This is a genomic window from Woronichinia naegeliana WA131, from assembly GCA_025370055.1.
Classification (GTDB): Bacteria; Cyanobacteriota; Cyanobacteriia; order Cyanobacteriales; family Microcystaceae; genus Woronichinia; species Woronichinia naegeliana.
The window spans coordinates 1,454,054-1,473,699 of the sequence record CP073041.1; the positions used below are offsets into that span (position 1 = coordinate 1,454,054).

A 19,646-nucleotide genomic window follows, 5' to 3' on the forward strand; every position below is an offset into this window, starting at 1 on the left:
AAGGAAATTAATTTAATATTTAATCATTAATTATTATCGTTGCCCTAAGCTCTCATTTGTTCTACTTTTGACAGGACAAATAAACTGCCATCTCCCCCCCGACCAATCCGCATTGTTTCATCCAAATAGGTAATATCTAAGGTGGGAATCCGTCCCTGGGGGCCACGAGCCTGTACAACTTTGCAGGGATCAAGTCGAGGTGTTTTAAAACCAGTTACAGTTTGAATTGCAATAATTCTTTCTAAAAATTGGACGTTTAAGCGTTTATCTGGCAAGGGAGAACCCGATTCTTTGGCGATCTCAAAGGTGGCTGTTACTTTCACATAGCCGGAGACTAAACCGAGGGGATGTTTGACAAAAGCTTGATTAAAAAATGCTTGGTTAGCCACATCGATCGCCTGATAGACTTTTCCTAACTGTAAACCAAGGGGGAGTTTATCAAGGGAACGAATTTCGCGGGCAGTGGAATAATGGAGTAGCCAAATCCCATTGAGCAGTTGGGGAGCATACAAAAGGGGATAAAGCTTAGGATTGACAGCTTCTAGGGCAACCGTTAATTGTTCAATTTCGGCGATCGCTTTGGGATCTAGCCTTAAGTTGGTGAGGGGTGAACCTTGCTTTTGGGCCTGTAGGGGTTCAATAATAGCGAGGAGTTGGTTTTTGAGGGACTGTTGGGGATTCAAGGTATTGTCTCAGTCACAGGATTATGTTCTTGATTTTAGCTGACTTGTTTCTCTGAATTTTCATCATGTTTTTGGGATGAGTTAAATGCTGGCCGTTTCTCAGGTTGAATTGTGGTGGTTTTCTCTCTCTGTTGATGAGCATACTCTAGCTTCTCTGATTGCTCTCCTATCCCCCACTGAAATGGCAAGGGCCGATCGCTTTCGGTTTGATCATCATCGTCGTCGTTATCAAATTGCTCATGGTGCGCTCAGAATTTTATTGGCTAATCATCTCCATTGTTCCCCCGCATCCATTGCTTTTGACTACAGTGAACGGGGTAAACCGGCGATCGCCGACCATTGTCAGCCCCAGGGTTTACAGTTTAATTTATCCCATTCTGAAGACTTAGGGATTGTGGGAATTAGTCGCGATCGCTTGATTGGAGTGGATGTGGAATATGTGCGAGACATGGACAATTTAGACTCCCTGATCAAGCGTTTTTTCTGTGCTGAAGAGTATCACTATTTTCAACAGGCAAATTCCCAGGAACAACAGAAAATCTTCTTTCAACTCTGGACAGCCAAAGAGGCCTATCTCAAAGCAACAGGGGCTGGATTAGCGGGTGGTCTCGATCAGGTACAATTATCCCTATCACCCTTAAAGTTTCAATCTCTCCCAGGAAACACTGAAGATCTCAAAGACTGGGGTTTATTTTCCTGTGCATTACTATCAAATTATCAGGCCGCGATCGCTGTCGGTCAACCTTGGCAAAGAACGACTCATTTAACCCCTTGGCAACTAGAAATGAAAGCGTTTCAGTTTCCCATTTCCTAATCAGGAATGTGCTATTGTAAAAAAATAGACTAGCCTATTGCCTTAATTTTAGCTTGTACCAGGATTGTTGATGTAGATTTTGAGCCTAGGTGTCGAAAATTTTGGGTATGTCAACCTTTAAATTCCGCACTACTATAAAATTTGAAACTATTGCTAGTCATCTCAATAAATTCTGTGGTATCAGTGAAGAACTTGCAAGTAAACGTCTTCACTTGCTCAAAAAAATTCATGGTCTTGGAGGTGCAGATAATGTTGTCTTTGACTTTTCAGGTGGTGTCTATAATAGTCTTACCGATGAATTTTTAGGAAGCCTCACTACTGGAGGTGCAAAGGAGAAAGCCTAATGAAAAAAAAAGATGCCTGGGCCATTCTAAGAATAGATGAAATGTCTATTGAATTGGCAGATTATATCAGCATAAAAGGTGTTTATGATAGCGAAGAAGCGGCCCATTTAGCGATACCCAATTCTTCGGAAAAATCTCATTATCTTGTGGTGAGAACTCGGCACTATTGCGATGAATTAACGACTAAAAACTTTGCACAATCTAATCCCCAATTTGTTCAAGGAATTCAGCTTCGATCTAACGGTAGTTACGCTGCTATAGACAAATTTCAGGAAGGATTTTCAGCGATTCAATGCCTTTGGCAAATACTTCCCTCGCAAACTCGCAAACAGGCTCTTTTTCAATCATTAAATCAGTTAACTGAAGTGGCACTCGCAAGAGCTTTAAGTGCATCTCTGAATGAAAATCCCAATTTACCTTGGGATCTGGAGCTATCTAATGGTCAACGAATTGTCGTTAAAGTGGTTATCCTTGAACCAGAAGCTAAAAAATCCCCTAATCTTCAATTTCCCTTGGAAAGACAGTTTGATTTTTTTGTGATCGTGATCTTTACACCAGATTTACAGATAGAAATCGCAAGAATGATTCCAGTTGAAGCTCTAGATTTTTATGCTCGTTCCGTTAATCCCTTATATAAACAATCTGCATTAAACCTGCGAGTGACTCAAGCTTTATTAGACTACCCCGGTTCTCAAACAGTGAATCTTAATCCCGTTTTAGTGGCTGCTTAATTTTCTACCTGCTTAGTAATCACGATTTCGGCTGAATTAAATATCCACAACTATGTTCACCACTATTGAGCCAATGAATCCGCTCAATGATGCAATCGGATAGAACTGCGCTAAACATTTCTAGCTCATGACCACAGATCGTTGGATATGATTCAGCGACTTCGGCAATGGCACAATGGTGTTCGGCCAAAATAAATTGATTGGGGGTTTCGGGTAAATGCAATTCGGCCATGTAACCCTCTTCTCTGCGGAGAGAGACTAACTGTTTCACCCGCATTTCTAAAGATCCTGCCCCAATGCGTTGACTATATTCCTCGGCTTTTCTTTCCCACTGTCTTTTCAGGACTTCGCCCACCTGTTGTTCGCCTACCGTCTCCGTTAAGGTATCCAAAAAGGAAACTGCAAATTCTCCATAACGACTGGGAAAGCGATCGCGCCCTTGTTTGCTGAGTTGATAGTAATGCTGAGGCCGTCCCATGCCCATCTGTACCGCTTGATGAAGAATTAGCTCCTCTGCTTCTAGATCCTTAAGATGCCGTCGGATGGCTTGCGGACTAATTTCTAAAAGATCGGCTAACTCCTGGGCCGTTGCTTGACCCTGTTTCAGCAGATAATTGAGAATATCCTCTTTAGTGGAGAGCTGTGGTGTAATAGTCATAGCAAGCGATCGCCAAAAAAAATCCAAAAAATCTCGATGAAGTCCAGCCGTCCAAGCCGTGGCCAGAAACCTTGGGGTTGCCTTACCAACAGATCAGACTAAATCTATCTTAACGACTTTGACAACTTGTGTGTTGTTAATCTATGATGGAGAAGAGTTAAGCAACTGTTTTGTTGTTTAAGTATCCAGTCCTTGAGAATACCTTTTTCCGTCCTCTCACGCTTCTATCTCCTCGGCGATGAAGTTCTGAGATTTTATCCCCCACCAGAGAACCCTAAATCCGATGAGTGCGACTACCGTTAAAACCCTCGTCAACCAACCCTACAAATATGGTTTTGTTACTGACATTGAAACAGATACCATTGCACGAGGGCTAAGTGAGGATGTCATTCGGCTAATTTCAGCCAAGAAAAACGAACCCGAATTTATGCTAGAGTTTCGCCTCAAAGCCTATCGCCACTGGCTGACGATGACGGAACCCACCTGGCCCCACGTTTCCTATCCGGCGATCGATTACCAAGACATTATCTACTACTCTGCTCCCAAACAGAAAACCGAAAAATTAAATAGCCTAGATGAAGTGGATCCAGCCATCCTAGAAACCTTTGAAAAATTAGGAATTCCCCTCTCTGAGCAAAAACGCCTCAGTAATGTCGCCGTAGATGCTATTTTTGACAGTGTTTCGATTGGCACTACCTTTAAAGAAAAATTAGCCGAACATGGTGTCATTTTTTGCTCCATTTCCGAAGCTTTGCAAGAGCATCCCGAATTAGTTAAACAATATTTAGGCTCCGTTGTTCCCGTCGGAGATAATTTTTTTGCGGCCCTGAATGCCGCCGTTTTTAGTGATGGCTCTTTTGTCTTTATTCCCAAAGGCGTAAAATGCCCAATGGATTTATCTACCTATTTTCGCATTAATAATGGTGATACAGGACAGTTTGAACGGACATTAATTATTGCTGAAGATGGAGCCTCCGTCAGCTATTTGGAGGGCTGTCATCCCGCCGGAGAACAAGTGCTTACCGCCCAAGGCTGGAGCAATATTGAAAGCCTCAAAGCTGGCGATAAAGTTTATGATCACAATGGTCAACTGCAAAAAGTTCGAGCCGCAATGGTACGTCATCATCAAGGGGAGATGATTACCATCCGTCCAGTTTCTCGATACAATGAATTTCGTCTAACACCTGAACATCCAGTTTATGCGATTAAACGGGAAAATGTGACGGTTAAAAGGAATATCAGAAAAGAGGGCTGGTTGCCTGAAGTTAATACTAAAAAATTATTAAAAACTGAACCTGAGTGGGTTAAAGCAGGGGAACTTCAAAAAGGAGACTTTATCTTAGTACCCAAATTAACTCGCGCTGATTCATCGGCTTTTAGCGATGCTGAATTGGAACTGCTTGGTTATTATCTGGCAGAAGGGAGCACCTACTTTAACCAAGCAAACCGACAATATACTAATCAATTATCTTTTGGTTTACATGAAAAAGAATTAGTGAATCGTGCTCATCACTTAGTGACAGAAATTACAGGTCGTCCTGCCTATGTCACAGAACAAACCGATCGCAACGGTGCCGGCATTAGTTTTTATTCCCAACAATACTCTGAATGGTTTACTGAACACTGTGGTAAGGGAGCAACGACAAAGCAACTTAGTCCCGCTTTAATGGAACTTTCTCCTCAGCAAACAAAAGTCTTCTTAGATGCTTATTTAGCAGGGGATGGTAATGTTCATCAACGTGATAATTCTTGTTTAGTTCGTTATTGTACAGCTTCAGAAACCCTCGCTCAACAGGTTCAAATGCTGCTCAATAAATTGAATATTTACGCTTGGATTCAGACTCGACCAGGGGGTGAAGTTCAATTTTCCAAACAATCAGAGCGAATGATTAACCGTCAACCTCTTTATCAGGTAGGTTATACCGACCAGAAAAAATGGGATATGGTACGAGAAACAGATACGCACTTTATTATTCCGATTCGTGAGGTTGATCGTGAAGACTATGATGATTTAGTCTTTAACATTGATGTTGATCAAACCCATAGTTATCTGGTTCGAGGCTTTGCTGTTCACAACTGTACTGCCCCGATGTACGATAGTAACCAACTTCACGCGGCTGTGGTTGAATTAGTAGCATTAGATAATGCTGAGATTAAATATTCAACGGTGCAAAATTGGTATGCGGGGGATACCAACGGTAAAGGTGGAATCTACAACTTTGTGACCAAGCGAGGCCTTTGTAAAGGTGTGAATTCTAAGATTTCCTGGACACAGGTAGAAACAGGTTCTGCAATTACCTGGAAATATCCTAGTTGTGTTTTAGTGGGCGATCATTCCGTAGGAGAATTTTATTCCATTGCCTTAACAAATAACTATCAGCAGGCCGATACGGGGACGAAAATGATCCATATTGGTAAAAATACTCGCAGCACGATTATTTCTAAGGGAATTTCTGCCGGTCATTCTCAAAATAGTTATCGAGGTTTGGTAAAAATGGGGCCAAAGTCCCAGGGTTCCCGCAACTATTCCCAGTGTGATTCTATGCTGATTGGTGATAATGCGGAGGCCAATACTTTTCCCTATATTCAGGTAGATAATAATACAGCGAAGGTCGAGCATGAGGCTTCTACCTCTAAAATTGGGGAAGACCAGCTTTTCTACTTTGCCCAACGAGGGATTTCTGAAGAAAATGCGGTTTCCTTGCTCGTCAGTGGTTTTTGTAAGGACGTACTTAATGAATTACCTTTAGAGTTTGCGGCAGAAGCTGATAAGTTACTCAGTCTTAAGCTAGAAGGTACAGTGGGCTAAGATTTGGCTAACTAAACCTGATAGACTTGCCTCGCTCTCCGAAGAGAGAGTGCCCTCTTAGCCCCCTTTCAAAAGCTATCCATTACGCAGAAGCCTCTGAAATCCTGGCTGAGTCTCGATCCCCCCAACCCCCCTTAAAAAGGGGGGCAACGCCCAAAAGACTTACTGTGCATGGCTTTGAGTTTTTAGATTGGGAGATTTGCTGAAAGAACAGCTTTCAAAAGAGGGAAATGAGTAAGTTGACTGTTTAAATTTCTTTTGTCAACTGTCAATTATCAATTATCAACTATCAACTATCAACTATCAACTATCAACTATCAACTATCAACTATCAATTATTAACCATCCATTATCAAAGATTCCATGACCAACACTATCCTCTCTGTTAAAAACCTCACGGCTACCGTTGATGGCAATCCTATTCTTAAAGGACTTAATTTAGACGTTAAAGCGGGAGAAGTTCATGCTATTATGGGGCGTAATGGTTCAGGTAAAAGCACTTTCTCTAAAGTCTTAACCGGTCATCCTGACTATGAAGTAACAGGAGGAGAAATTCTCTATAAAGGCGAAAATTTATTAGAGAAGGAGCCGGAAGCTAGGGCTTTAGCGGGAATTTTTCTTGCCTTTCAGTATCCTCTCGAAATTCCTGGGGTTAGCAATCTTGATTTTTTACGCATTGCCTATAATGCTAAACAAAAACATTTAGGACTGGAAGAAATTGATGCCTTTGACTTTGAAGATTTGGTTAATGAAAAGCTGGATATTGTGCAGATGAATCCGAGTTTTCTTGATCGCAGTTTAAACGAGGGTTTTTCGGGCGGAGAAAAGAAACGGAATGAAATCCTACAAATGGCTATTTTAGAGCCAACTTTATCTATCTTGGATGAAATTGATTCGGGGTTAGATATTGATGCTTTGCGTATCGTTTCAGGGGGAGTTAATCAACTCAAAAGGCCTGACAATGCCACAATTGTCATTACCCACTACCAACGCCTATTAGACTATATCGAGCCGGATTACGTTCATGTTATGTACGATGGCAAAATTGTGATGAGTGGCGGTAAAGAATTGGCGTTTGAACTAGAAGCCAAGGGCTATGATTTTTTAGATGAAGCAGCACTTATCCCTGCTTAAATACTTCGGCCTTTTTGGTCAACCAGAGTTTAAACCTTTAGTTTAAATTTTTCAGTTTAAATCTTAATTGTATCGTTATTTTCAGAATGAGGGGAAACAATGAACAGTGTGGTGATGTTAAAAAATGATGCCGATGGGTTAACTAGGGATACCTATCTACAAAGCCTATTGCATCAAGGCGATCGCCGACGAGCAGCAGCAGAAAAAAATGACTTTCTGGTAAAACTCCGGCAACAGGGCAGCAATCAAGTCAAGCAATCTCGCCTTCCCCATAAACGGGATGAGGAATGGTTGTTTACGGATTTATCTGATCTGGTCAAAGTAGATTTTCGGCCAGCCCAGCCGATGACGTTAAATCAAGATGTTTTAAACCAATTTATCTTGGAAGAAGCGACTCAAACCCGCTTAGTTTTTGTTAATGGTATTTATACTTCTGAACTTTCCGATCTGAGTGCCTTGCCCCAGGGTATCTTTGTGGGTAACTTAGGGCATTTAGCGGCGGAACAAAAAGATAAACTTCAGCATTATTTAGGACAACAGGAAGGGAGCGATGAAGTTTTTACGGCCCTCAATACCAGTGGTCTGGAGGATGCGGCGATCGTTTGGGTTGAAGCGAATACGGTAGTAACCACTCCCATTCATTTGCTTTTTTTGTCGGTGGTTTCTCCTCATCCTTCCCTAATTCAACCGCGAATTTTAGTGATCACAGAACCTCATTCTGTCTTAACTCTGGCAGAATCCTATGGCACTGTCACCGATACTTGCTCCGATCGCCCCCAACATCGTCCCTACTTTACTAATACTGTTACGGAAATTTTTCTCGGTCAAAATAGTCGCCTCACTCATATTCGCAATCAACGGGAATCCGCCGATAGTTTTCATATTGCCAAAACAGCGATCGCTCAGGAAAGAGATAGTGCTTATCGCTTATTTGAAATTAATCTGGGAGCAAAACTATACCGCCATCATCTCAATGTTGTTCAACAGGGCGAACACACCCAAACCGATCTTTTTGGCTTAACCATTATTGCCGGACGACAGGTTTCTGATACCCATAGCCTGATTCAATTGCGCTATCCCCAGGGTGTCACGAATCAATTGCATAAATGTATTGTTGATGACTACGCCCAGGCTATTTTTAGTGGTAAAGTTTTTGTCCCTAAAGCGGCTCAAATGACCAATGCTAACCAATTAAATCGCAATCTAGTTCTATCACCGAAAGGACGAGTCAATACGAAGCCCGAACTGCAAATTACGGCTGATAATGTCAAATGTTCCCACGGCGCGACCGTTAGCCAACTAGAAGCGGATGAAATTTTTTATCTCCGTAGTCGGGGCTTAAATGATTATGATGCTCGCCATTTGTTGATTGATGCCTTTGCCGGAGAAATTCTTGATCAAATTCCCTTGCCTTCCTTGCAACAGCGTCTAGGACAGTGCATTGCTTGTCGCACTATTTAGAGAACTCTTTTGTGCCTGCCTAATATTGCTACAATAACTATATTTCTATCCAGTTTTTATCTCCGTTAATCACCTAAGCCATGACTGTCCTCCAAGAAAAAGCCCTAGCCACCAGAGTCCGTAGCGATTTTCCGATTCTGAATCAGGAAGTCAATGGCCATCCCTTAGTTTATCTAGATAATGCGGCTACGTCCCAAAAGCCTTTGGCCGTATTGAACTGTTTGCGCCACTATTACGAACACGATAATGCTAATGTCCATCGGGGAGCGCATACTCTGAGTGTCAGGGCAACCGAGGCCTATGAGGCAGTTCGAGATAAGGTGGCGCAATTTATTCATGCCCAATCTCGTCAGGAAATTGTCTATACTCGCAATGCTACGGAAGCGATTAATTTAGTGGCCTATAGTTGGGGCTTAAATACCCTAAAACCAGGGGATGAAATTATTACCTCGGTGATGGAACACCACAGTAATTTAGTGCCTTGGCAAATGGTGGCGCGAAAAACGGGAGCCGTGATTAAATTTGTGGGATTAACAGATAATGAAGAATTTGATTTACAACAATTTCAAAGTTTGCTATCGGAAAAAACCAAATTAGTTACCATTGTCCATATCTCTAATACTTTAGGTTGTATTAATCCTGTTCAGGAAATTACCTATCTAGCCCATCAAGTCGGAGCCAAAGTATTAATTGATGCCTGTCAGAGTCTGCCCCATTGTCCGATGGATGTACAGGCAATCAATTGTGATTGGCTAGTGGCCAGTGGCCATAAAATGTGCGCTCCTACGGGTATTGGTTTTCTTTATGGGAAAGAGGCAGTTTTAGAAGCAATGCCGCCTTTCTTTGGTGGTGGAGAAATGATTAGTGAGGTGTTCTTTGATCATTTTACCTGTGGCGAGTTACCCCATAAATTTGAAGCCGGAACCCCAGCCATTGGAGAGGCGATCGCCTTAGGAGCCGCGATTGATTATTTAACGGCCTTAGGAATGGACAAAATCCATGCTTACGAGGAAGAATTAACGGCTTATTTATTTAAGAAATTGGAACAAATTCCTAATCTGAGAATCTACGGCCCCCGGCCGAATTATAAAGGGCAAGGTCGGGCAGCCTTAGCATCTTTTAATCTGGAAGGCATTCATGCGAGTGATTTAGCAACGTTATTGGATCAAGATGGCATTGCCATTCGTTCCGGCCATCATTGCACCCAACCTTTACACCGTCTATTTGGAGCATCGGGCAGTGCCAGGGCAAGTTTATATTTTTACAATACCCAGGCAGAGATTGATAAATTCATTCAGTCTCTAACCCAAACCATTGATTTTTTCCTCCGTCTAGAAGATTAGGCTTTGTGTCAAACTGTCACCTTTTTATGAGCAGTGCGATCGCGCCACCAGGCCAAAGAAGTACTAGCAATAAAAATACTGGAATAGGCTCCAGAGACAAAACCCACAATTAAAGCGAGGGCAAAAAATTTCAGGGTTTCTCCCCCAAACAGAAAAATAGAAACGAGGGGTAATAGAACTGTCAAAGTTGTGTTAATTGAACGAGTTAACGTTTGATCAACAGAACTCTCAACAATTTCGTCAACGGACAAATCGGGATGCTTTTCTGTGTTTTCCCGAATACGGTCATAAATAACCACAGTGTCATTGACGGAAAATCCAATAATGGTTAATAAAGCAACGAGAAAGAGGCTATCAACTTCAACTCCTGCGACTAATCCTAAAAAGGCAAACACCCCTACCGTGATAAAAACATCATGGAAGAGGGCCACGATCGCCCAAAAAGCATAGTCTAATTTAAAACGAAAAGTGAGATAAACAATAATTCCGACAAAAGAAAGAATCACCGCTAACAAACCAGAGGTAAAAAGCTCTTTTCCCACCGTTGGGCCTACGGTGTCGATCTGAATGGTTTCTGGATTAAATTTACCGATCTTTTCATTCAAGACATTCTGAACCTGATTCCGTTCGTCTCCATCTAGGGTTTTACTGCGAATGGAGAGGGTGTAGTTTTCAATGACCTGAAGGTTGCTATTACCTAATCCTTCGCTATCCAAAGCATCTCTAACCTCAGCAATCTCAATTGGTTTAGGACAGTTTTTCTGAGTTGCACATTGCAACTGTAATTGAATTCGCGTTCCCCCAATAAAATCTAATCCTGGTTTTAAGGGAGAACCGTAAACATTCCAGGAAATGATCATGGCGATAATGCCTAGCACGGTTAGGATGGCTGAAAAACTCCACCAAAAACGCTCCCATTTAATAACATTTAATTTCATGGCAAATTCTTTCCTCACTAACAGTATTTTCTAAATTTCTAGGATTTCTAAGATCTTTTAGGATTTGGCGATCGCCGGTGGATTAGGGCAAAACAGTTGGGGTTTTTGACGAACCCCTGGCACACCCAAAACGACCAATAACAAAAGAGTACGACTACAGGTAAGGGCGGTAAACATACTAACCATCACACCGAGCGCCAAGGTCAAAGCAAAACCTTTCACCAAACCCGATCCCAACCAAAACAAAGCACCACAGGCAATTAGCGTAGTAACATTACTGTCTAAAATACTGGAAAAAGCGCGATAAAATCCTGATTCCACTGAGCGATAGAGGGTATTACCGGCCCGAATTTCTTCCCTAGTGCGCTCAAAGATTAGAACGTTAGCATCTACCGCCATGCCAATACTGAGAATAAATCCGGCAATCCCTGGCAAACTTAAGGTCACTCCGACCAGGGCAAAGGCGGCCAAACTTAAGAGTGTGTAAATCAAAAGCGAAACATCGGCAATTAAGCCAGGCAAACGGTAATAGATGCCCATAAAAATCAGAACCAGGATTAAACCGACGACCCCAGCCACAATACTGCGCCGAATACTATCCTGTCCTAAAGTTGCACCCACGGTGCGATTTTCAACCACCTTAACGGGAAAGGGTAAGGAACCTCCCCGCAATTGCACGGCCAGATCATTGGCCGTTTCAATCGTAAAGTTACCCGTAATCACTGCTGCACCACCCGTAATCCCCGTATTCGCAAATTCCACTCCCACCGAGGGTGCACTAATTAAATTGTTATCGAGGAAAATGCCTAAACTGCGACCCGTTCCCGCTAGGTTTTTGGTTAATTCTGCAAACTTTTTACCGCCCTCAGCATTGAAACGAATCGCTACTTCCCAGGCATTGCCCGCTTGGGTGGGAGCAGGACGAGCATCTTCTAGGTTTTTGCCGGTTAATCCCACCGATTCAAACAAATTTAAGAGAGCTTGATTGGATTTATCTAAGCTTTTCCGTAATTCTTCATTTTTTTGGATGACTTCTGGGGAACTCCCTTGTTTACGCAAAAATTCTAATTGGGTGTCTAGTTGTCGTTTAATACTATATTCCGCTTGAAATTCCCCTTCTGTTCCTGGTTTCTGTTGACGAAATTCTAACTGGGCCGTCCCCCCTAAAATCCGCTCTGCCTGGGTTGGATCGGTGACACCTGGAAGTTGTACTAGGATCTTGTTTTGGCCAACGGTCTGCACTAAGGCCTCGGACACGCCTAGAGCATTGACCCGATTTTCAATAACCGTTTTCACTGCCACTAAATCGTCCGACTTAATAGCTCTGGATTCTTTCGGTTGTTGTACTTCCATCGTTAATTGGGCCCCACCCCGTAGGTCTAAACCCAATTGGAGCGGCAGGCTTGCGAGTACAACACCGGAGGCGATCGCCAGTAAAATAATCAGGAAAATTAACCAACGCTGTTTTTGCATCGTCTAGAGGGAGTTTGGGCTGAACATCAAGGTTTATCACCATCAGTTTACCGTTAAGGGTCACTACTTGGGACTAGACGGCGAGTTGGTAAGCCTCTTCAATAGTGCCAAAGTGTAAAAAGCTTAAATAGAATTAAAATCGGAAAATGTGTTATTGATCCAGTTTTGTAACTATCCCTGTGCTATGCAATATCGACGTTTTGGACGAACAGAATTGGCCATGCCTGTTTTTTCCTGTGGTGGGATGCGTTATCAGCACCAATGGCAGGATTGCGATCTCGCTCAAATTCCCGCCGCCGGTCAGCAAAATTTGGCAGCTATTATTGAGCAGTCCCTAGCTTTAGGGATTAACCATATCGAAACAGCCAGGGGTTACGGTACATCGGAAATGCAGTTGGGGCAAATCCTACCTAAATTACCGAGGGAAAAGTTAATTATTCAGACCAAAGTTTCACCCAAGGAAAATGCCCAGGCTTTTCGTGCTGATTTTGAACAGTCCTTGAACTATTTAAAGTTAGATTATGTGGATCTTTTGGGATTACATGGCATTAATAATGCAGAAGTTTTAGATTATTGTTTGCGTCCTGGCGGTTGTCTGGAAGTAGCCCAACAGTTACAGGCCGAAGGGAAAGTTCGTTTTATTGGTTTTTCAACCCATGCCCCGACGGAGATCATTATTCAAGCGATTGAAACCAATCAATTCGATTATCTGAATCTGCATTGGTACTATATTTTTCAAGATAACTGGCCCGCGATCGCCGCCGTCACAGCCAAAGATATGGGCGTATTTATTATTAGTCCGTCTGATAAAGGTGGACAACTCTATAATCCCCCGCAAAAATTAGTTGATCTTTGTCAACCGCTCAGTCCGATAGTTTTTAATAACCTTTTTTGCTTATCCCATCCCCAAATTCATACCCTGAGTATTGGTGCATCTCGCCCCACTGATTTTGCCGAACATTTAAAAACCTTAGATTATCTGGATCAGGCAGAAGCAGTATTAGCTCCTATTCTAGAAAAATTGGAACAGGCCTTGATCGATACTTTTGGCAAAGAATGGGTTGATACCTGGCAACTGGGCTTGCCTTCTCCAGAGGTCGTTCCCAACAACATCAGCATTCGTACCATACTTTGGTTAAGAAATTTGGCCATGGCCTACGATTTAACAGATTACGGCAAAATGCGCTATAACTTGCTGGGCAATGGCGGACATTGGTTCCCTGGTCAACAAGCCAAAAATGTTCAAGCTCTAGATTTTTCCCTCTGCTTACAACATAGTCCCCATCGAGAAATCATTCCCCAACTATTGCAGGAAACGGATCAACTATTGGGCGGAGAAAGCGTTAAACGTCTCTCTCAAAGTACTTAAATATCTTTATTGTTAGGGAAAGATTTTGATGTCTTTGTAAGCCTTACGCCAAGCGGATTTTTCCTGCTTAACCATTAGAGCGATCGCTTTTCATTGTGTTTACTCAGCGATCGCCTTTGAATTTTAGGGTTTATGAGAACGGGTTGTTTGATTACCGACTAAGACTTTGACGAGAACTGCGATCGCAATAATAATCCAGAAAGGATCATTACCATCAAAGCGAGGAGGCGTGGCAGGAATTTGAGCGGGTTGGGTCGGTTGGCTGGTTTGTGTAACCATCTTTTTCTCCTTGAATAAGTTGATATTTCTAGCTTGAGGCAAAAATCCTGAAACGTCGTTAGAGTAAATGTTTGAGTTGCGGTTAAAGTTGTTAAACTTGTTAAAGTTCAGTGCAAAAAACAATTTTCATAAAAGAGAAGGCAGGCTAGAAGCCCGCCCCACAGAAAAGACAATGCCCATGATGGTAGAACAGGCATCTTGCCTGTAGATAATTTTTATTTCTCTATTTTTTAAGGATGGTAAACAAGATGGGACGGCGCACATTACAGGCTTCTTCGGTAGGGATTGAGACAATTAAAAAAGCGATAAAACGTAAAAAGTGGTCACAGGATCTTCTAGCCGGTCGAGTCGGTTGTGTGCGACAAACGATAGGACAGCATTTATACAAAGGCGATCCCATTGATGAAGATTATTTTCTGGCAATCTGTCAGGAATTAGGTTTGAATTGGCAAGAAATGATTGTTCAAGAGGCCGAATCATGTGAAGATGACCTAGAAATTCAGGATTTAATCGCGGATATTCGTCAATGCATTGAACCAATGGTTAGAAAAGAATGTGGAAAGATGCGGGTTTTGGATATGGAGCAGGACATCGCCTTAGGGGAAATTTATACAGATGTTAATATTCTGGAAAATCTTACCGCCAAGCAACGTTTGGGTTTAGAAGAGTTACATTGTTTGTTCCATAGTGAGTTAGAAGACTTTGAGCGGTTGGGATGGGGTAAAGCTCAAAAAAGAGTATCGGGATTAGAGGCGGTTCAAGGTCATCGCAAGTTAATGATTTGGGGAAAGCCTGGAGCAGGAAAAACCACTTTTTTAAAATATATTGCAATGGAATGTTTGGCGGAACGATTGGGAACAGATTGTTTTCCGATTTTTCTGTCTTTAAAGGAATTTGCAGAAAAGCCAGATCAACCTGAATTGCTTCACTATATTAAGTATAAATTTGTAGATACGGGCGTTAAAATTGAAGTCATAGAAAAGCTTTTAAATCACGGGAAAGCTTTAATTTTATTAGATGGTTTGGATGAAGTTTTAGATAAAGATAGCCGTCGCGTGATTTCCCAAATTCAGAAATTAGCAAATCGTTTACACTACGGCAAAAATCAATTTCTGATTACCTGTCGTATTGCCGCTAAGGAATATCTATTTCAAGGTTTTCGGGAAGTGGAAGTAGCAGATTTTGATCGAGAGCAAATACAGGTTTTTGTGACGAAATGGTTCCAATCCAAAAATCCTAGCAAGGCAGAAAAATTTATTGAAAAGTTGGCTGACAATGAACCCATTCAAGAATTAGCAAGCAGTCCGCTTTTATTAACATTGTTATGTTTAGTCTTTGGAGAATTGACGAATTTTCCCCACAATCGAGCGGAGTTATATGAAGAGGGAGTTGATATTTTATTAAAAAGATGGGACGGTAAGCGAGGGATTGAACGGGATCAACTTTATAAAAATTTGTCGGCTAAACGTAAGGAAGATCTCTTAAGTTTAATTGCCCTAGAAACCTTTTGGCAGGGAAATTATTTCTTTAAACAAAAAACAGCAGAAACCTATATTGCTCAGTTTATTGAAAATTTACCTGATGCCAAAAGTGATCCCGAAGCTTTGCGCTTGGATAGTGAAGATGTTTTGCGGTCTATTGAAGCGAATCATGGGCTATTAGTGACTAGAGCTAAGGGCATTTATTCCTTTTCCCATTTAACCTTTCAGGAATATTTTGCAACGAGAAAATTAACCTTAAATCCAACAACAGAAACGCTCAGGGAATTAGTCAGTCATCTCACCGAAAAACGCTGGCGAGAGGTGATTTTGTTGGCAGTGGAAATGTTAGAAGATGCAACCGAATTAATGCAGTTAATGAAGCAAACAGTGGATCAACTCTTGGCAGAAGATGAACGGCTACAAGAATATTTGCAATGGTTAAAAGCTAAAGCCGATTCTTTAGAAGGAGAATATACAACCGAGGATATTGAACAGATCACTAGAAAATTTCCTTATTTAGCTTATATTAAATCAGATCAGCCCAAAATACTCTACCTCTACCTCTCCCTCGACCTCGGCCTCGACCTCGACCTCGACCTCTCCCTCGACCTCGACCTCGACCTCTCCCTCGACCTCTACCTCTACCTCTACCTCTACCTCTCCCTCTACTTCTACCTCGACCTCTCCCTCTACTTCTACCTCGACCAAAGATTTACCAAGCTACTCAATAAACTCCCCCAGATTTTATTCAAAGAAGAACTACAAGCCCTATTCGCTGAACGTCCCGATCCCCAAAACACAGAACAATTTAAACAATGGTGGCAAGAAAATGATAAAGCCTGGAGGAAGAAATTACGCCAGCTTATGATCACCCATCGCAATATTGGCCATGACTGGCAATTTAATAAACTACAAAAAGATTTGTTAGATCAATATTTCATTGCCAACATTTTATTAATGGAATGTCTGGGTCGGGAAGCCGTCATCGATCGAGGAGTTCGGGCTGAGATTGAAAACACACTCTTTTTGCCTATTTCTAACTAACATAAGCCTTACACTCTATGGATTTGGGAACCAAACCCCTACAAAATATTAACAGTGTTTTACAAGCAGATTTGGTATAACAATTAATTAAGCCCACTTCCCTATTCACTCATGGGCGATCGCTTTTATTAACCAGGACGCTCAATCAGAAAAGCTTTTAGTCCAGCCCTTTCTGCTCCCTGATAGTCTTCGCGGAAACTATCACCAATGTGCCAAGCTTGATGGGGTTGGGATTGATGTTTGGCTAGAGCTTGCTGAAAAATAGGGGTTTCTGGTTTAGCGGTTTGGCTGGCGGAGGAGAGCGTCACCGATTGAAAATAATTCTCTAGCTCTAGGGCGACTAATAGGTGATGTAAACGACTGTCAAAGTTAGAAATAATCCCTAACTCAACGTTTTGATTTTGCCAATAATTTAAACAAGGAATAACATCTTCATAGATAAACCAAGGTTGGGCCGTGGCAAAATGATCATACAAAAGTTGAAAATAGGCTGTAAAATCTTCAAATTGTTCTAAGGCTCCAATTTTCTGGAAACTTTGAGAAGCGATCGCTTGCCACCAGTCAAATTCTAACGGTTGCAATTTACTCAGATCAGATTCCCCAAAGGCTAAGGCAGGAGAGGCTCGAAAAGTATCCAAAAAAGCAGCATTAAGGGCTGAGATATCCACTGTTACCCCAAAAGAAACCGCGATCGCCGCATAAATTTCGCCCACAGTTGCCCGTAAACCAAAGAGAGTTCCCATCGCATCAAAGAAAATAACCTGGGGTTTATCTAAATGGGGTTTTTGTTGTAGTTCTTGAGCGAGATCTCGAATAACAGTGATCATATAAATTAATCATTTTTGGCCATCTTTTAAGCATCGAATCTAGTCTAATGCTTTGGTTATTCTAAATCATTTTGGGATTATTAACGTTCCTTCGGTAATAGCGATCGCCAGGCAAGGGGTAAAATGCTATCAAAATAATGTTCTAACTGCCGGTAGTGACGCTGATAAACAACACCGAGGTAAATAATCGCAATGCCCAAAGCGGATAGAGCCAAGGGAAATAATAGAGAATTTTCAAAAACCCGAAAAGCGAGGTAACTAATATAGCCAAATATACCCAAGCTGCCAAAAATCATAAAAAGGCGACGTTTTAGCAACAGAGAAAGAGCCATTAAACCGAGATTAATTAGCCCGTAGATAAAACGGCTCCATTCTGAATCCTGTCCTGAAAAAGGGAGGCTAAACCAAAAGGTAATCAGCCCAAATAAATATAGCCAAAAGGCAAAATCTCCCTCACTACGACGACACCGTAAATCAACGACATAGGCGATCGCTAAACAAATAATGCCATACCAAAGGGAAACGACTGCCTGGGTATGAAAATCAACATTTTTACCATACAGAAGAGGAACAATGTCCATGGACAAGTACCACAAACAAAACGCGAGGGGAAAGGTTAAAAAGGGAAATTTGATCCATCGCAAGGCCAGCAAACTAGCCAGAATGGTTCCCACTTCCATTAAAAACCAACTGCCCTTAATCCAACTATGAAAGTCCTGATAATGCCCTGGATCGCCCTGACCCCAAAACCCTGTCCATCGCTGTAATCCATAAATGGCTAGAGGGGTCATCCACACCGCAACAGTAACGAGTAATCCCCCTGGAATCTTTAAATTTTGCTCAAAGTAAAGATATTTTCCCGCCCATAAAAAGCCCAAGGCATAAATGACCGCGATCGCAAAAATACCAAAACCCCCTAAACTTTCCCAAGCTAAGGTGACAAAAAAGGCCATCGCTACAATGACAATTAGCGCACCAAAGTAGTAGGCCACATTGGCAAAATCAAAACGTAATTTGTTGGGATTAGAGTGATCCTGAGCAGTTTGAGCTTGAGTGATAAAAAACTGCCAAAGTTTAGTGGCCTGTTCTGGAGAAATCAGCCCTTGTTCAACCGCTTCCCGAAAATCTTCCTCTTCTAAATTCATCCCTTCTGCCTCCCATCACATGGACTGATTCTGACGGATTACCGACAGCTTATCTCAAAAAGTTAGGATAGTTTAAGAATTGGCTGATCTTATCCCCCGTTAGGGCATTGAAAAGACAACGGAAACAGATAAGACTAGGGAAGGATAAACCGAATTGTTAGATCAGTAACGAATCTATGGCGATCGCCCTACCGTTTTTATCGGCTCCCTATTTGGCAATGCACATTCCCGACGGCTTCCTCAGTGGCCCGGTTACGGTGCTCACCTGGGTTTTGGCCTTAGGCTTTATGACGCTTGCCTTCAAACAGGTGCAGCGAGACTATCAAGAGCAAATAGTGCCATTAATGGGAGTCTGTGCGGCTTTTATTTTTGCGGCTCAGATGATTAATTTTCCCATCCCAGGGGGAACTTCTGGTCATCTCTTGGGGGGAACCTTAGCCGGAATTGTGCTAGGCCCCTGGGCCGGTAGTTTAGTGATGTCAGTGGTTTTTCTGGTGCAAGCTTTCTTTTTTCAGGATGGTGGCATTACAGCTTTAGGAGCCAACCTTTTAAATATGGGATTGATTGGGACTTTAGGGGGCTATTATTGTTATCGATTTATCCGTCTTCTGTTAGGGCCTAGTCGTTGGCGTAGTATGGCGATCGCCACAGGGGTTACTGCTTGGTTAAGTGTGGTGACAGCCGCAACTATGGCCGCCGTAGAATTGGGTTTTTCCCAGACCATTCCCCTTAAAATTGCCTTGATTTCCCTCATTTCTTGGCATTTGATGATTGGTTTAGGTGAGGCCTTAATTACGGTCTTAGCGGTTCAATATATTTGGCGATCGCGTCCTGAATTAATCTACTCTCCTTTTAGGCACAAGCGTTGTGTCCCTACAAAAAATGTTTAAACAGGCATGGGGGAAAATTGCGTTTGCTCTTTAGCTATTCAATATACCAATCTAAATTGAAAACCTGGCAGATAAATTTTGAAAAAATCCTGTAGGGGCGTAAGGCTTACCATTGGTGTCAACTTAAGCCAAAATGCCTACTCACAAAAGATTAGCCTAAAAGCAGGCGGAAGTAAGAGTAGGCTGAAAAAAAGGTTAGTATATAAAAAAGTGAGCAAAAAAC

At 42.1% G+C, this 19,646-nt stretch carries 16 protein-coding genes and 3 pseudogenes; 12 read left to right on the forward strand and 7 right to left on the reverse strand.

Annotated elements, in window-relative coordinates; genetic code table 11:
* Positions 1-44: 44 nt before the first annotated feature.
* Positions 45-683, reverse strand: coding sequence for a PAP/fibrillin family protein (locus tag KA717_07475; protein ID UXE62589.1), 639 nt, complete (start codon positions 681-683; stop codon positions 45-47).
* Positions 684-768: 85 nt separating this feature from the next.
* Between KA717_07475 and KA717_07480 the strand changes: the two genes are divergently transcribed.
* The 3 genes from KA717_07480 to KA717_07490 all read left to right on the forward strand — a co-directional run bounded on the left by KA717_07480 (position 769) and on the right by KA717_07490 (position 2,572).
* On the forward strand, positions 769-1,497 hold the full coding sequence (locus KA717_07480) for a 4'-phosphopantetheinyl transferase superfamily protein (protein ID UXE62590.1): 729 nt from the start codon (positions 769-771) through the stop codon (positions 1,495-1,497).
* A gap of 107 nt (positions 1,498-1,604) precedes the next feature.
* Entirely contained in the window at positions 1,605-1,841 is a 237-nt protein-coding gene (locus tag KA717_07485; protein ID UXE62591.1) for a hypothetical protein, read from the forward strand.
* On the forward strand, positions 1,841-2,572 hold the full coding sequence (locus KA717_07490) for a hypothetical protein (GenBank protein UXE62592.1): 732 nt from the start codon (positions 1,841-1,843) through the stop codon (positions 2,570-2,572). Before KA717_07485 ends, KA717_07490 begins: the two co-directional genes overlap by 1 nt.
* Before the next feature lie 19 nt (positions 2,573-2,591).
* Here KA717_07490 and sufR read toward each other — a convergent pair whose 3' ends face one another.
* Positions 2,592-3,230, reverse strand: a complete 639-nt coding sequence (gene sufR / locus KA717_07495; GenBank protein ID UXE62593.1) for an iron-sulfur cluster biosynthesis transcriptional regulator SufR — start codon at positions 3,228-3,230, stop codon at positions 2,592-2,594.
* A gap of 283 nt (positions 3,231-3,513) precedes the next feature.
* On the opposite strand from sufR, the pseudogene KA717_07500 reads away from it, so the two are divergent.
* From KA717_07500 to KA717_07525, 6 genes and pseudogenes are all read left to right on the forward strand, one after another.
* Positions 3,514-4,227 (forward strand): annotated as a pseudogene (locus KA717_07500) (Fe-S cluster assembly protein SufB).
* Between the two features lie 669 nt (positions 4,228-4,896).
* A pseudogene (locus KA717_07505) lies at positions 4,897-5,280 on the forward strand (hypothetical protein).
* 27 nt (positions 5,281-5,307) lie between these two features.
* Positions 5,308-6,039 (forward strand): annotated as a pseudogene (locus KA717_07510) (SufD family Fe-S cluster assembly protein).
* A gap of 363 nt (positions 6,040-6,402) precedes the next feature.
* Positions 6,403-7,173 carry a Fe-S cluster assembly ATPase SufC gene (sufC, locus tag KA717_07515; protein ID UXE62594.1) on the forward strand — a complete coding sequence of 257 codons (771 nt, stop codon included), beginning with the start codon at positions 6,403-6,405 and terminating at the stop codon, positions 7,171-7,173.
* Positions 7,174-7,287: 114 nt separating this feature from the next.
* A complete protein-coding gene (gene sufD, locus KA717_07520; protein UXE64582.1) occupies positions 7,288-8,634 on the forward strand; it encodes a Fe-S cluster assembly protein SufD in 1,347 nt (448 codons plus the stop codon).
* Positions 8,635-8,714: 80 nt separating this feature from the next.
* A complete protein-coding gene (locus tag KA717_07525) occupies positions 8,715-9,977 on the forward strand; it encodes a SufS family cysteine desulfurase (GenBank protein UXE62595.1) in 1,263 nt (420 codons plus the stop codon).
* Between the two features lie 8 nt (positions 9,978-9,985).
* On the opposite strand, the gene secF is transcribed toward KA717_07525, so the two are convergent.
* Entirely contained in the window at positions 9,986-10,915 is a 930-nt protein-coding gene (secF, locus tag KA717_07530) for a protein translocase subunit SecF (protein UXE62596.1), read from the reverse strand.
* Positions 10,916-10,972: 57 nt separating this feature from the next.
* Entirely contained in the window at positions 10,973-12,388 is a 1,416-nt protein-coding gene (gene secD, locus KA717_07535; GenBank protein ID UXE62597.1) for a protein translocase subunit SecD, read from the reverse strand.
* Between the two features lie 184 nt (positions 12,389-12,572).
* Between secD and KA717_07540 the strand changes: the two genes are divergently transcribed.
* On the forward strand, positions 12,573-13,757 hold the full coding sequence (locus KA717_07540) for an aldo/keto reductase (protein UXE62598.1): 1,185 nt from the start codon (positions 12,573-12,575) through the stop codon (positions 13,755-13,757).
* A gap of 123 nt (positions 13,758-13,880) precedes the next feature.
* On the opposite strand, the gene KA717_07545 is transcribed toward KA717_07540, so the two are convergent.
* Positions 13,881-14,036, reverse strand: coding sequence for a hypothetical protein (locus KA717_07545; protein UXE62599.1), 156 nt, complete (start codon positions 14,034-14,036; stop codon positions 13,881-13,883).
* A 248-nt stretch (positions 14,037-14,284) separates the two neighbouring features.
* Here KA717_07545 and KA717_07550 point away from each other — a divergent pair, with 248 nt between their 5' ends.
* On the forward strand, positions 14,285-16,561 hold the full coding sequence (locus KA717_07550; GenBank protein ID UXE62600.1) for an NACHT domain-containing protein: 2,277 nt from the start codon (positions 14,285-14,287) through the stop codon (positions 16,559-16,561).
* Between the two features lie 128 nt (positions 16,562-16,689).
* On the opposite strand, the gene KA717_07555 is transcribed toward KA717_07550, so the two are convergent.
* Positions 16,690-17,388, reverse strand: a complete 699-nt coding sequence (locus KA717_07555; protein ID UXE62601.1) for an HAD-IA family hydrolase — start codon at positions 17,386-17,388, stop codon at positions 16,690-16,692.
* Positions 17,389-17,468: 80 nt separating this feature from the next.
* Positions 17,469-18,533 carry a DUF2157 domain-containing protein gene (locus KA717_07560; protein UXE62602.1) on the reverse strand — a complete coding sequence of 355 codons (1,065 nt, stop codon included), beginning with the start codon at positions 18,531-18,533 and terminating at the stop codon, positions 17,469-17,471.
* A gap of 176 nt (positions 18,534-18,709) precedes the next feature.
* On the opposite strand from KA717_07560, the gene KA717_07565 reads away from it, so the two are divergent.
* Positions 18,710-19,423, forward strand: coding sequence for an energy-coupling factor ABC transporter permease (locus KA717_07565; GenBank protein UXE62603.1), 714 nt, complete (start codon positions 18,710-18,712; stop codon positions 19,421-19,423).
* Positions 19,424-19,646 lie beyond the last annotated feature (223 nt).

What these genes read in the sequence shown, in the direction of transcription:
- KA717_07560 (UXE62602.1), bottom strand. Translation starts at nt 18,533, where the DNA reads ATGAATTTAGAAGAGGAAGATTTTCGGGAAGCGGTTGAACAAGGGCTG.
- KA717_07550 (UXE62600.1), top strand. Translation starts at nt 14,285, where the DNA reads ATGGGACGGCGCACATTACAGGCTTCTTCGGTAGGGATTGAGACAATT.
- KA717_07565 (UXE62603.1), top strand. Translation starts at nt 18,710, where the DNA reads ATGGCGATCGCCCTACCGTTTTTATCGGCTCCCTATTTGGCAATGCAC.
- secF (UXE62596.1), bottom strand. Translation starts at nt 10,915, where the DNA reads ATGAAATTAAATGTTATTAAATGGGAGCGTTTTTGGTGGAGTTTTTCA.
- KA717_07480 (UXE62590.1), top strand. Translation starts at nt 769, where the DNA reads ATGCTGGCCGTTTCTCAGGTTGAATTGTGGTGGTTTTCTCTCTCTGTT.
- KA717_07490 (UXE62592.1), top strand. Translation starts at nt 1,841, where the DNA reads ATGAAAAAAAAAGATGCCTGGGCCATTCTAAGAATAGATGAAATGTCT.
- KA717_07555 (UXE62601.1), bottom strand. Translation starts at nt 17,388, where the DNA reads ATGATCACTGTTATTCGAGATCTCGCTCAAGAACTACAACAAAAACCC.
- KA717_07485 (UXE62591.1), top strand. Translation starts at nt 1,605, where the DNA reads ATGTCAACCTTTAAATTCCGCACTACTATAAAATTTGAAACTATTGCT.
- secD (UXE62597.1), bottom strand. Translation starts at nt 12,388, where the DNA reads ATGCAAAAACAGCGTTGGTTAATTTTCCTGATTATTTTACTGGCGATC.
- KA717_07540 (UXE62598.1), top strand. Translation starts at nt 12,573, where the DNA reads ATGCAATATCGACGTTTTGGACGAACAGAATTGGCCATGCCTGTTTTT.
- KA717_07525 (UXE62595.1), top strand. Translation starts at nt 8,715, where the DNA reads ATGACTGTCCTCCAAGAAAAAGCCCTAGCCACCAGAGTCCGTAGCGAT.
- sufR (UXE62593.1), bottom strand. Translation starts at nt 3,230, where the DNA reads ATGACTATTACACCACAGCTCTCCACTAAAGAGGATATTCTCAATTAT.
- KA717_07545 (UXE62599.1), bottom strand. Translation starts at nt 14,036, where the DNA reads ATGGTTACACAAACCAGCCAACCGACCCAACCCGCTCAAATTCCTGCC.
- sufC (UXE62594.1), top strand. Translation starts at nt 6,403, where the DNA reads ATGACCAACACTATCCTCTCTGTTAAAAACCTCACGGCTACCGTTGAT.
- sufD (UXE64582.1), top strand. Translation starts at nt 7,288, where the DNA reads ATGTTAAAAAATGATGCCGATGGGTTAACTAGGGATACCTATCTACAA.